Source organism: Rhodoferax sp. (assembly GCF_018063565.1).
GTDB lineage: Bacteria > Pseudomonadota > Gammaproteobacteria > Burkholderiales > Burkholderiaceae_C > Rhodoferax.
In genome coordinates, this window is the sequence record NZ_JAGPBB010000028.1 from 1 (window position 1) to 12,990 (window position 12,990).

Sequence of the window (12,990 nt, forward strand, 5' to 3'; positions counted from 1 at the left end):
CGGAAGCGCTTGAGCAGATTCAAAAAGCCCTGCCATTCGGCCTTGTCGATCGACTGATTGCTCTCCTGCGTGGTGTACCGGCCTGCGGTGTCAATCAGCACGGCCTCGTTGGTAAACCACCAGTCACAATTGCGCGTGCCGCCGATGCCACGAATCGCGGCCTTGCCAAACTGCTCGGCCAGCGGAAAAGTCAGACCGGCGTTGACCAGCGCGGTGGTCTTGCCGGACCCTGGCGCACCAATGAAGGCATACCACGGCAACTGGTAAACATACTGCTTGGACAGACCGGCCAGCAGACCGCTTTTCTCGGTCGAAGAGAACCGTGTTTTCTTGAGAACATCTGCCGCTTCCTTGAAGCGCTTGTTGAGTTCTGCCACCTCTTCTGAACCGGCGGCTTGACCCTCGACCGGTGTGGCCTGCATTTTGGCCAGTTGACCGAGCAAGGCTCCATTGATGTTGCGCTGACGCCACCAATGAATCAGCCGCTTGACCAACCAGAACAGCCAGATGCCAGCAATGACGCTCCAGCGCACCCATTCCGGCCCCAGCGGTTGCCACTGCGCACCGGACAGGGACATGGCAAAGATCGGACCGACAAACCAGATCACCAGCGACAACACCAGCAAAAGCAGGATCGTCAGCGTGGTACGGTTGATAAAGATACCCACAAAACGGCGAAATGAACTGAACACGTGCCGTCCTCCTACTGTTTGGCCGAAGTGGCAGCGTTGAGTTCACGGTCACGTTCTTGCGGCGACAACAACAGGGTCACCTCGACGCGACGATTTCTTGACTTGTTCTCGGCGCTGTCATTGGGCGCCACCGGGTCACTTTCGGCGCGGCCTTCAGCACGGGTGCGGTTACGAACCGTCAGCCGTTCATCCACGATGCGCCGAACCACATCGGCCCGGGCCTGTGACAACTCAAAATTGGACGGAAACCGTACGGTGCGGATGGGCACATTGTCGGTATAGCCCGTCACCAAGACCGCCCCTGGCACGGTGTTGAGGGCGTCAGAAACACGGGCCAACACCGGCATGTAGCGGGATTTGACGTCGGTGGAGCCCGAATCAAACAAACCATCGCCGCGCAGGATCACCACGCTGCGGTCTGCTTCGTCCCGAACGGTGACCAGACCTTCGCGGATCTCGGGCTCAAGAAACTGGGCGAAACGATTCACGGGTGCGGCAGGCTTGACCACCACCGCCTGTGCTTTGGGCATGCGGATACCGGCAATCGTGCTGAACACGGTGCTGGACTTGTCAGCCAGCAGAAAAGAGTACAGAAAGAAGATCGCCACCAGCACCAACAAGGTGGCACCTGCTGTGATCCATAGCGGCAGGAACCCCCATTTGGCGCGCATGTCAGACTGCGCACCCTGCCAGTGCAGCGACAGCGGGCGATGCAGTTCGCCGTGGACGCCCGCGATGATCTCGACCAGGCGGCGGCGCAGGGTTTCCAGCTGCGTCCGGCCGTTATCAACCACCCCAAACCGACCCTCAAATCCCAATGCAATACACACCGCCATCATTTCGATCAAATCAATGTGCTTCTTGGGGTCTTGCACCAGCCGAGCCAAAACCTGAAAGAACTTCTCTCCACCCCAGGTTTCGTTGTGAAACGTCACCAACAGGCTGTGGCGCGACCAGGCACCACCGCCACCCCAGGGGGTTTTGGCCGCGGTTTCGTCCAGCGCGGTGCACAGGGCATAGCGCGCGCCAATCACGGTTTCCTGCGGCAAGGGTACTTCGCGGGCACGCCGCTCAAACAACTGCACCTGCTCGACCAGGTAGTTGCGCAGTTGCGCCGGATCCGGATGTTGCGCCATGACCCGGATCTGTGGAATCAAATTAAGCAGCGGGTTGGCCGACATCGCCAGCGGGTTGGCACCGCTGAGGATTTCAGGAAGATCAGCCGCCAGCATCGGTCCCTGGGCAAATGCCGGCGGTGACCCGCCGGGTTGTGCGACAGGTTCAGGTACCGCAGCAGCTTGCGCTTGAAAAAGCGCAAACGGATCCAGATTGGCGGATGGATTGGGTGTGGCAGTCATGTTCTGATGGCCCAAAGTTCAAGTTTCAAGCCCGGAAAGTCGCCTGCGATGTGCATCGCCAGACCACCCGATCGCTCCAGACCGCGCCAGAACTCGCTGGCGGTATCAAGCTCGAAATAGTTGTTACCGGCATGATAGGGAATTTGACGCGGTGCCACCGGCAACGGTCGCAATCCGACGCCGGGCAGATGCAAATTGACCAAATCGCGAATTTTCTCCACCGGCCCGATCTTGACCTGCGTCGGGAACTGCTTGCGAACCTGCTCGCCTGGCAAATCGGAGGCCACCGCCAGCACAAAAGTGGCGGACTTGATCAGTTCCTGATTGGCAATAACCGCCACCCGCACACCATAGGCGCGCTCCATCAGTTCGATCTGGAAAGCGTTTTGCTCCAGCACCATCGACAAGGAACGCCGCAAATCCGCCATCAGTGGGATGAAGCAGCTGGCCAGTGCATCGTGGTTGTAGGGCGGGTATTCTCCGGGGCGCCGGGTGTCCCGGGTGAAAGTGGTGAAGTCTCCTGCCAAGGTAAGCAGCTCGGCGTACAGGCGCTCCGGGTGCAAAGTACGCAACTGCGACAAGTGGACCACCTGTGGCTCATAGCGATTCACCAGTTGCAGCACCAGGAAGTCTGCCATTTCAGACACGCCACCTCGTCCAGGAGCCGACAGGCGGGCCGCCAAAGCCTCACCCCGATGGTGCAAAAGGCCTGCCAGCTCGCGCAAAAAACCCGACAACAGAGCGCTCTCGTGAACCACCACCACCGGAGGAATGTGATTCTCGTCAAGCAGGATGGACAAATCGTTGCGACGCTCGACCACCTGGCAGACACCCAGTGTCATCCAGTCTTCGGGAATCTCGTCTTCAGCCAGCAGTCGCAAGCGCAAATGCGCAGTCTGAATGGGGGCGGGGTCACCGGCGATGGAATTCTGATCGGGCACCTCTTCTTCCGAGACCCTGAAACGGGCCAGCGAACGTGCGTCGTCGTCAAAGGAGACTTCCTCGCTACCCGGTCGATAAACGGGCAGGCACAGAAAAACACGTTTGGCTTTGACGTTTTCGGAGATGGTGAGTACGCTGGGGGCGTCGTTCACGCCCGGAAACTCAAACGGCGTTCCATCCGGCATCACACCGGTAGCTTTGGCGATGGCCACTTTGCCGATCGCCAACGAGGCCGCATCCAGCAACAGCGAGTGAAAACCCCAAAAATGCCCCTGTGCACTCAAAACCAATTGGCGTTGAGCAAATTCCTGCTGGCGCTGTGCCTGCTGAAAGTGCTGTGGCCGAAGGAACATACCCTCGGACCAGACAACTCGGCTGCGATCACTCATGCTTCAACCCGGTTCATATTAAAAAGCCTTGGCCACTTCGACATTTTTCTCAACCGCTTTCTTGTAGTTCTCTGCTTTTGACTTCAGGTCAGTGACGACCTGTTTGTATTTTGCTACCGCAGCGATCACCTTGGGAACGCCTTGAGCGATGGCAGCAATCAGACCGGGCAGGTTACCACTTGAAGCTGCATGTGCGCCATCAGAGAGAATTTTGGTTGCCTCGATCACGTCTGCCTTGGCCTCATCAAGCAGTTTGCGAACCTCCTGGTAATCTTTGCGGGCCTGGTTGACCGTCTTGATGTTTTCATCAAGCAGATCAGTGGCCTTCTTCATTTTGTCTTTTGAAGTGTCAACAAAAGACTTGGTGTCTTCGATGGTTTTCGACAGGGCATCAGTGACCGCCACGATCAACTCCTTTGGGCGGAAGTGCCGCCAATTTTCTGACCCGTCAAGGTCAGGTAAGTCTGTTCCAGCGTGGGCTTGAGCGCGTCGCTGGCCACCGTGTGACGCTGCGCCAACACGGCCGCACCACGCGCAAATTGCTTTGCATGCAAACACAATAGCACGCAATGCGCTGCAGCACTGCGCTCTGGCCCGTTTTGTATACGATCCAGAACGCGCGCAATGGGTATGTCGCGCTCCTTCGCTCGCACACTCACCAAAGCACGACAAAACGCCTCCTCGCGCGCTGGGTCATTAATGTTTTGCAACGCCTGGCCGAGGCTGGGCGCAGCCGGTTGCGCACTTTCACCCAGCGTTGTCAACGCAGCCAAGGCTGCTTGCCATTGCTCTGTCTCTGGCGCTTGTGCAGCAACTTGCGCCAGCGCAGCCACTGCGGGTCCATCAGGTCGAATCTGGGCTAACGCGCTGTAGCCGGCTATTCCTGTGGGCACCAGAGGTGTATCCCGCATGGACCGGATAATGAACTGCTCGACATCATGGCGATGTTTCTCAGACGACATCGCGCTGCGTGCCAAGGCGGTCAGGGCCTCAATGTTCCACGCTTGCGGTTGCATGGAGGCCACGGTCTGCGCGATTGCCGGCGTGGCAGCAGCGATCACCAGTGTCAAAGTCAAAAGGGCAATCTTGCGCGCCGCAACGTCTGGCAAAATCAGCATGGACGCCAAGCGATTCAAGGCTGAGGTCGGCACCTGTTTGTGCCGAAACAACCCATGCGCTGCGAACGCTCGCACATGATCAGGCTGGGTTGCATCACTCAATGCGCTTAACATCTCCAGACCCTGAGGTGTCAGCCGCCCTAGTGTCACCCCGCCCAGCGCCACCGCCACCGCCTGCAAGACCAGTGGATCCTTTGGTGCACGAACTGCACACTGGATAATTTCAGTGATGCAGCTGTCGGTGGGTGCATCGGGCTGAACGCACTGCATCAGTGCCTCGAACCGCTCCTCCGCGGAAGCAGCCCGCAGTTGCCCCGCCAACTGCTCGCCCGTCATGGACACGGCAGGCTTCAAAGGTACATCGGGTGACGAGGACTGCTGCATAAACCATCAGACCATGTTTCCGACACCAGGCGTATAGGTCGGCGATACGATCGATGTCGAGATGACCGCGCCAGCGACGGTGAGTACACCAGCCACGGTCACCGCACCTGTCATGGTGATGGCTCCAGCCGCCATGGTGATCGCGGCTGCATTGATCGATACCGCAGCGCCGGTGATGGTGATCGCGCCCCCCGCCGAGATACTGACAATCGCGCCGGTTTTCAACGTGAAAGATGCGCCAGCGGTCATGTCGATCGCCGCGCCGGCTTTCAGCGTACAGGCTCCACCCACATCGGTCGACTTGATTCCACCGACCGTGAGTGCATCCTGTCCACCCACGGTGATGTCCCGCTTGGTACCAATGGTTTCGGTCTGAGTCAGCGTAATGGTGGCCTTATCGGTCGCCATCACCGTGGCCTCGCGGTTCAAGCAGGTTTCTGAATATTTCACCCCGGCCGTCACGGAGTAGTCTTGTGCCGTGGAGTTGGACGCGCTGCCCCCGCAGACCATCTTGTCGTCACCGGTGACCAAGGTGTCTCGGCCGGCACCGACTTTCAGCGACTGCTTATCACTGACCGAAACAGTCTGGGACTTGCCAACTGAAATCGCTTGCCGCCCACCAATCTCCTGGTTATGGTCGGACCCGACCGACTCACTGAGGGCTGTGCCCACCGACAACTCGCGCGCCTTGCCCACGCTGATGGCTTGTTCACCGCCAACGCTGGTGTTCTGATTGCCGCCAACGCTGTTATCCTGATTGACACCGATTTGATTGGCCTGGTTGTTGTTGATCACATGCCGATCATCATTGACCACAAAGCGGTTGTCGTCGTGACCGATTCGGCTTCGTCGGTCTTGCCCGACGGTTCGAGTCTCGCTGTCTTCCACAACCGTATCCAAGTTCTTTTGCGCATGCACGTACAGTTGCTCTTTGCCCTTCAAGTCTTCCATGCGGATTTCATTGAAATCTGTGTCGCTACCCCCCTTGGTTGAACGCGACTTGATGCCACTGGCCGTTTTGTTGGCTGGCAGACCATAGGGCGGCATCTGGTCAGCGTTGTAGACGCGCCCCGTGATCATCGGGTAGTCGGGGTCTCCTCCAATGAAGTCGACGATCACCTCTTGCCCGATGCGGGGAATGTGAATAAACCCCCACTTTTCACCCGCCCAAGGTTGGCTGACGCGGACCCAGCAGCTGCTGTTCTCGTTCTTCTTGCCGTAACGGTCCCAGAAAAACTGCACCTTGACGCGACCGTACTTGTCGGTATAGATCTCTTCACCGGCTGGCCCCACGACCACCGCGGTTTGGGGCCCGTTGGTGATCGGTTTGGCAGTGACCGGCTGCGGGCGAAAGGGTATGGAGGTTGGGTGCGATGTCACCAGGATATTCCATGTCGCGTCACCGTCTCCACTGCCCGCTGACATGCGTGCGTTGTCTCGAAAGAAATAATTCACCGCCACCGCCAGGTACTCACGGTTCTGGTCGGCACGCGGACACCTCTCCAGCGTGAACAGATAACCCGGCGCCATGGTACGCACCGTGGTATTGCCTTGCGCCCGATCGTGCTCGGATTCAAGCGACTCCAGTCGGGCGGCTGAATAGTTTTCACCATCGCCGACCTTCACATAGCCCCCTGGCCACATGTAACGCTCCCATGCATCCTGCGAATGTCCGAGCGGATTTTTCCGCTTGGTTTTCAGGTCACCCCGCGGGTTCTCAAAATCGTAGTCATCGGTCAGGTATTCGCCAGAGTTGATCTCTTCCAGCACCTGCCAGCTATTGATGTGCTCTTCATCGACGACCGCCGCCGCGTCGAGTCCATAGTACTTGATGGTCGGCTTGCCGGGCAGTGGTGCATGGCAGCTGATTTCGTCCACCAGCACCAGTTTGTGGCTACCTTGTTCATGCTGAAAGAAGAAGTAAATGCCTTCATGCTCCATCAATCGCATGACAAAGTTCAGGTCAGTTTCCTGATACTGAACACAGTAATCCCACTCCCGATAGGTTTTCTTGAGCTTGTTCAGCAAGGTAAAGCCATATTTGCCCAACACGTCAGCAATGATGTCAGGGACTTTCTTGAACTGGAAAATCTTGCAGTCGCTGCGACGACTCGCCAGCCACAACCAGGGTCGTAACTTGGCGGTGTACAAAAGATGCTGGCCTTCACGCCCGCCGCTGCCAAACCGGGTACAAATACCGCTGAAAAACCTGGGGCTTTTGCCATTCTCGGTTTCAACCTTGAGCGTGACGTCCTTGCCAAGCATGGCTTTGGCGCTAAGTCCGGACTGCTTGCTGTGAAACACCACATCAAACTCAAACAGGCCGGACAGCGCCTCCGTGCCCCGCATTTGACGGAACCACAAGGCCTCGCCCAGTGGCGTGGTGACGTCGACAATCCGTTCTTGGCTAGCCGAAGACATACTCAAATTCTCCGTCTGACACTGCCATCGATACGTTACCCAGCGTCTTGCCTTCGATCGTACGCTTTAGATACTCTTCGGACAGTCTGGGCAGAATCGTATTGGTCAGTATGGCATCGATCATGCGGCCACCACTTTCAACTTCGGTGCACCGGGAGGCGATCAACTTGACCACCTCGTCGGTATAGCTGAAGTCAGCTTTGTGATTCTCGGCAATGCGCTTCTTGATGCGATTGAGTTGCAAGCGAATGATATTGCCCAGCATTTCGTCGCTCAGCGGGTAGTACGGGATCACCTGCAAACGCCCCAGCAGAGCGGCCGGGAACACCTTGAGCAAAGGCTCTCGCAGGGCTTTGGCAATGTCGTCCGGCTCTGGCATGAGTTCGGGGTCACGGGTCATGCTCATGACAAGGTCGCTGCCAGCGTTGCTGGTCAGAATGATGACCGTGTTCTTGAAGTCGATCAATCGACCCTCGCCATCCTCCATGATGCCTTTGTCAAACACCTGGAAGAAGATCTCATGCACATCGCTGTGGGCTTTCTCCACCTCGTCCAGCAACACTACGCTGTAGGGCTTGCGCCGCACGGCCTCGGTCAGAACACCCCCTTCGCCATAGCCCACATACCCGGGAGGCGCGCCTTTGAGGGTCGACACCGTATGGGCCTCCTGAAACTCGCTCATGTTGATGGTGATCATGTTCTGTTCACCACCATACAGGGTTTCTGCCAGGGTCAGCGCAGTCTCGGTCTTGCCAACCCCGGACGGTCCGACCAGCATGAACACCCCGATGGGCTTGTTGGGGTTATCGAGCCTTGCCCGGCTGGTCTGAATGCGCTTGGCGATCATGTCCAGGCCATGCCGTTGTCCGATCACGCGCTGGTTCAAGGTGTCTGCCACATGCAAGATGGCTTCCACCTCGTTCTTCACCATGCGCCCAACCGGGATGCCGGTCCAGTCGGCGACAACCGATGCCACCGCCTGGGCATCCACCGCGGGCAAAATCAGGGGCGTGTCACCTTGCATGAGCGCCAGTTTCTGCTGCAATGCGGCCAGTTCGATCAGCAGGGATGCACGCGCCTCGTCACCCAGCGGGACGGCGGTATCAACCTTGCCATCACCGCTGCCACGCAACTGCCCGCGCAAATCCAGAACTTTGGCCACGAGTTCTTTCTCATCGTTCCAACGGGCGTCCAGCAGGGCAAGCAAAGCCGATGCTTCATCGCGTTTGGCCATTGCGTCAACCAGTCTTGCCCCGACCGGGATGCCGACAGCCACTTCACGCTCGATGATCCCAAGTTCTACATCCAGCATCTCGATGCGACGCTGAACATTTTCGACTTCAGGCGGTGTGGCATGCTGGCTCACGGCAACCCGTGCACAACTGGTATCAAGCAAGCTAACGGCCTTGTCCGGCAGTTGACGCGCCGGAATATAGCGGTGTGACAGGTTCACCGCTGCCGTAATGGCCTCATCAAGCAAAAGTACCTTGTGGTGCTTTTCAAGAACCGTGGCCACCCCGCGCAACATGGCAACAGCCTTGGCCTCATCAGGTTCGGGCACCTGAACCACCTGAAAACGACGCGTCAGGGCGGGGTCCTTTTCGATGTACTTTTTATATTCCGCCCATGTCGTGGCACCGATGGTGCGCAAGGTTCCACGTGCCAAAGCGGGCTTGAGCAGGTTGGCTGCATCACCCGTGCCTGCCTGGCCCCCGGCGCCCACCAAGGTGTGCACCTCATCCACAAAAAGAATCACAGGTTTGGGGCTGGCCTGAACCTCATCGATCACCTGGCGCAGACGCTGCTCAAACTCACCTTTCATGCTGGCGCCTGCCTGCAGCAAACCGATATCAAGCGACAGCAGCGAGACATCCTGGAGTTGTGGCGGCACATCACCTTTGGCCAGTCGCAAGGCAAAACCCTCGACCACTGCGGTCTTGCCGACACCTGCCTCACCCGTCAAGAGCGGATTGTTCTGCCGACGCCGCATCAGAATGTCAACAATTTGCCGAATTTCTTCATCACGGCCGGTGACCGGATCAAGCTCGCCGTTGCGAGCCTTTTCAGTCAGGTCAACCGCGTATTTCTTCAACGCCTCCTGTTTGCCCATCTGGGCGGGTGCCATCGCGCCACTGGCCTCACCCGGAACACCGCTAAGCCCGGTGCCGTCACTCGCCGCCAAAGCGTCTTCGGGCGAGCCTTTCACAATTTCACCCAACTTCTCGGACAGAGCATCAATGCCAAGTTTTTCAAACTCGCGGGAAATGCCATACAAAATGCTGCGCAAACCGCTGGTCTTCACCAATCCAACCAGGATGTAGGCGCTTCTGACCTGTGAATCCCCATATTTCAGGGTCCCGTAGACCCAAGCCCGCTCTACAGCATTCTCAATATGCTCGGACAAATCTGAAATTGCGGTGGCGCCTCGGGGTAACTTGTCGAGCGATCGAGTCAGATCTGCGGCCAATTTGGAAGCGTCGACATCAAAATGACGCACGATACGATGGATGTCGCTGTCGTTGCTGCTCAGTATCTGGTGCATCCAATGCACCAGCTCAACATAAGGGTTGCCACGCAGTTTGCAAAAAACGGTTGCTCCTTCAATGGCCTTATACAGAAGCGGATTCAACTTGCCAAAAAGTGCCGTACGACTGATCTCAGACATGGTCATTCTCCTAAGTAAATTATGTGCAACAGCTCACCGAGCGCAGGTTAGGCGCTCCATGTTCAACAGTACATCGTCAGCATCTCTCGCCCGTTTTCCGGGGGACATGCCAAGCCAGCTGGTCCACCCAAGCTGACCATAAACCCCAAGTCGGGTGGCTGGAACCTCTTCTTTGACAAGCACCAAGCGGGCATCCCAAACCAACTCGACGCCAATATAGTTCCGAACCCAGTCCCGAACCTGGACAAAACGATTGCCGCCCGGCAAAAAGCGCTCGAACTCGCGAAAGCTCATGGCGCCCAAAATCAAACGAAACTTGTGCTGCACGTCAGGCACCCGCACGCCGGCCACCGCACCAAGACCCAGCCGCGACGATGTCAGACCGAGTTCAATGCGATGGACCGAGCCTTTGCCTGCAAGCGTGGCAGACACCAGCCTGGTCTGATCTTCGACCGCCAGTTTCAGCCAATGCATACAGTACTCTTTGAGAGCAACCGGTACCCGCAACAGGGCCGCCAAGGGTCGAACCAGACCCTCAACATTGCGCGTCTGGCGACACAGATGCCCTGCATGGTGAAGCTTCAGATGGTCTGGCACTGAATCCCGATGGCGAAGCGTGTCTTGACCCAGACCAACCAGACTTGCTGCATATCGGCCGAAATTGTCACGGTCAGGGTGATCCAGGCTGGTGGCTGCCTGGCAATCTGCCCATGCCCGGTAAAACAGCAAGATCATTCGATGCTGGAACACGTCACAGAACCGGGCCAGCGTCTGGTCACGGTAGTGCAGTAAGCGCTCCTGGACATATTCCGTGAGGTGCTGAGGTAGCGCTCCATTGGGGCCATACAGTCCAAAATTATTGATGGTCAGACGCCCCACGCCGCGAGCCGCAACACCGGGCTCAAACGAATGCAAGGATGCCGGTGCAAACGACAGTGACGCGTGCTGGGTAAGTCTGAGTGGCTCGTTCTGCGGGCGCGGCGCCCGCCCCAGCGGCACCGGACCTGAAACTACCGCATCGAACTGACGCAAGATATTGTAAAAATCATACTGCGTGGCATCACTGGCCAATGCGTCAAGGATAGGCTGAATCTTCGCCAGAGCCATAGCACCATCGGATCCTGAGGTAGTCGGGTTGGACGTACTCATACAGTAGGTCTCCGCCCAATGCGGGGCTGCCAGCTCGCAATATGGGCACGCTGCGTGCTCGACATCGAAAACTCTGTAAATGAGTTGAGGCTCACATGTCGTGCGAAAAACTGCTCAATCACAGCACCGAACAACCACGGGCTGACGCCAGCCAGAGGTATTTCGTCGAGCATCATATCCAGCTGAACACCGCGACCGAACACAATCGGCCCTCGCCCTGGCACTCGCCGGTTGACACTTTTCACAGCCAGTTTCTGTATGGCACCAATCTGAGCCTCTGCACCTTGCGCACCCAGCCTGGCATACAAACCCAACAACTGTCGCAATGCGCTGGCCCCTTCTTCAGCACTCAAGTCTGTCAAGGTCAGGTAATTCAGGCTCAAATGCGAAATGAGTCGCCAGGTAATTTCGCGCTCAGCCAGGGCTGCCGTCGGGCGCGTCGGCCCTGCCACAAACCGAATGTCGTCCACTGGCGCTGAAACGAGCAGTGTGAGGTCTGAACCTGCATTGCCCAGTGGCGTCAACAATGACAGGTCGCGATTTGTGCAAAGGGCCTCCACCGTCACTTGCCTCAAGTCAGCACTGTAAGGTGCTTCGTTGGCATCAACCAGGGTAACAAAACACTCGCTCCCGATGTAACCAGTGCGGGGACCATTGCGCTTGCCTTTTTCTGAAAGCAAGCGTTGCTCACGTCGAACAGAGAAATAGGCACCCGCCCCCCGCCGATCGACATCTGCCGCCGCATAAAAAGGTTGAAAGTTGATCTCCCGATCAGAATCATTTTGATGACCCACCACCCGGGAAATGCTGTGAATCTCGAAATCCAGGGGCCGCCCCCGGTCCATCACCGCGTGATGTTCAAACCGCGTTGTGGCAACCGGAATGCGGTCCGAGTTGCGACTGAACAAATTGACAACTGGCACACAATGCAACAAGAAATTCTTGGCATCGGTCACGGCTTCCAGACCGACATGTCCAGACTTCAGAAGCAGCACGACTTCAAAGCGATGGCCTGAAATTCTTGGTAAACATCGCTGCAAACCGGCGATGGAAACAAAGCGAAACCGTTCTGGAAAGGCAAAATATTCGTGCAATAAGCGGTGCCCATCAAACGCACGCGACCCTGAGGGCAACAACGCCTGGTCTGACGCGAACCCCTCGCATGTCACCGCGTCTGCGCCATAGGGCACCAGCTCACGAATGGGCAAGCCACCCGCATGAACCAGCATACCAACACACTGTGTGTGAATGATCTCCTGCAACTTCGAGGCAACTTCAGGTACGCCAGCCAAGTACATGGACAGCGTATCCAGTTTCAAACTGCTGACTTCAAGCTGGCCCGTCGTTTCAAAGACAAAGCGCAAAGCACCCCTGACTGGTGCACTCCAGCGGAATCCGGCAACAGGAAGATCAGGTGGGGCCGCCGTCAAACGAACTTCAGCCAAGCGAATCGGCCAGAGTACGGCCTCATGTGCGGTCCTGAATTCGCAGGCCGTCTGTTCGTTCATAGGCAACCTGGCCCGTAACCTGGAATGGCGCGGCAATTGGTACCCATCGGGTGAACCGCCTTGCGACGCCGAGGGCTCAAGGCGTATCACCCCCATCGCGGGTGTGGGTGCCAGATACCCGGGGTACACCAGATCGAGCAGGCGCTGCGAAAAGCGCGGAAACTCAGCGTCCATCTTGAGCTGGATACGCGCCGACATGAAAGCAAACCCCTCCAGCAGGCGTTCGACATACGGATCCGCCACCTCAATGCCGCGCATTCCCAAACGTGCGGCAACCTTTGGGAACTGCTCGGCAAACTCAGCCCCTTGCTCGCGCACATAGGCCAATTCGCGGTTGTAGTAGTCGAGCATCCGCGGGTCCATA

8 protein-coding genes and 1 pseudogene are annotated in these 12,990 nt (G+C 57.5%); all 9 read right to left on the reverse strand.

Annotated elements, in window-relative coordinates; translation table 11 throughout:
• Window positions 1-692 (reverse strand): annotated as a pseudogene (locus KBF66_RS08535) (type VI secretion system membrane subunit TssM); the annotation flags it as partial.
• 11 nt (window positions 693-703) lie between these two features.
• Window positions 704-2,050: a DotU family type VI secretion system protein gene (locus tag KBF66_RS08540; RefSeq protein ID WP_296655100.1), complete on the reverse strand. Its 1,347-nt coding sequence runs from the start codon at window positions 2,048-2,050 to the stop codon at window positions 704-706.
• On the reverse strand, window positions 2,047-3,381 hold the full coding sequence (gene tssK / locus KBF66_RS08545) for a type VI secretion system baseplate subunit TssK (RefSeq protein WP_296655103.1): 1,335 nt from the start codon (window positions 3,379-3,381) through the stop codon (window positions 2,047-2,049). Before tssK ends, KBF66_RS08540 begins: the two co-directional genes overlap by 4 nt.
• A gap of 18 nt (window positions 3,382-3,399) precedes the next feature.
• Window positions 3,400-3,792, reverse strand: coding sequence for a hypothetical protein (locus KBF66_RS08550; RefSeq protein WP_296655106.1), 393 nt, complete (start codon window positions 3,790-3,792; stop codon window positions 3,400-3,402).
• Entirely contained in the window at window positions 3,789-4,883 is a 1,095-nt protein-coding gene (locus KBF66_RS08555) for a hypothetical protein (protein WP_296655107.1), read from the reverse strand. Before KBF66_RS08555 ends, KBF66_RS08550 begins: the two co-directional genes overlap by 4 nt.
• Before the next feature lie 6 nt (window positions 4,884-4,889).
• Window positions 4,890-7,304 (reverse strand): type VI secretion system tip protein TssI/VgrG, encoded by a 2,415-nt coding sequence (gene tssI, locus KBF66_RS08560; protein ID WP_296655110.1) that lies wholly within the window; start codon window positions 7,302-7,304, stop codon window positions 4,890-4,892.
• Window positions 7,291-9,969, reverse strand: a complete 2,679-nt coding sequence (gene tssH / locus KBF66_RS08565; protein WP_296655113.1) for a type VI secretion system ATPase TssH — start codon at window positions 9,967-9,969, stop codon at window positions 7,291-7,293. The genes tssI and tssH overlap by 14 nt, the downstream gene beginning before the upstream one ends.
• 33 nt (window positions 9,970-10,002) lie before the next feature.
• Entirely contained in the window at window positions 10,003-11,118 is a 1,116-nt protein-coding gene (gene tssG / locus KBF66_RS08570) for a type VI secretion system baseplate subunit TssG (protein WP_296655115.1), read from the reverse strand.
• Complete coding sequence (tssF, locus tag KBF66_RS08575) at window positions 11,115-12,989, reverse strand: type VI secretion system baseplate subunit TssF (protein WP_296655117.1); 1,875 nt, start codon at window positions 12,987-12,989, stop codon at window positions 11,115-11,117. The genes tssG and tssF overlap by 4 nt, the downstream gene beginning before the upstream one ends.
• Window position 12,990: the final 1 nt, after the last annotated feature.

What these genes read in the sequence shown, in the direction of transcription:
- tssG (WP_296655115.1), bottom strand. Translation starts at nt 11,118, where the DNA reads ATGAGTACGTCCAACCCGACTACCTCAGGATCCGATGGTGCTATGGCT.
- KBF66_RS08555 (WP_296655107.1), bottom strand. Translation starts at nt 4,883, where the DNA reads ATGCAGCAGTCCTCGTCACCCGATGTACCTTTGAAGCCTGCCGTGTCC.
- tssH (WP_296655113.1), bottom strand. Translation starts at nt 9,969, where the DNA reads ATGTCTGAGATCAGTCGTACGGCACTTTTTGGCAAGTTGAATCCGCTT.
- tssI (WP_296655110.1), bottom strand. Translation starts at nt 7,304, where the DNA reads ATGTCTTCGGCTAGCCAAGAACGGATTGTCGACGTCACCACGCCACTG.
- tssK (WP_296655103.1), bottom strand. Translation starts at nt 3,381, where the DNA reads ATGAGTGATCGCAGCCGAGTTGTCTGGTCCGAGGGTATGTTCCTTCGG.
- tssF (WP_296655117.1), bottom strand. Translation starts at nt 12,989, where the DNA reads ATGGACCCGCGGATGCTCGACTACTACAACCGCGAATTGGCCTATGTG.
- KBF66_RS08540 (WP_296655100.1), bottom strand. Translation starts at nt 2,050, where the DNA reads ATGACTGCCACACCCAATCCATCCGCCAATCTGGATCCGTTTGCGCTT.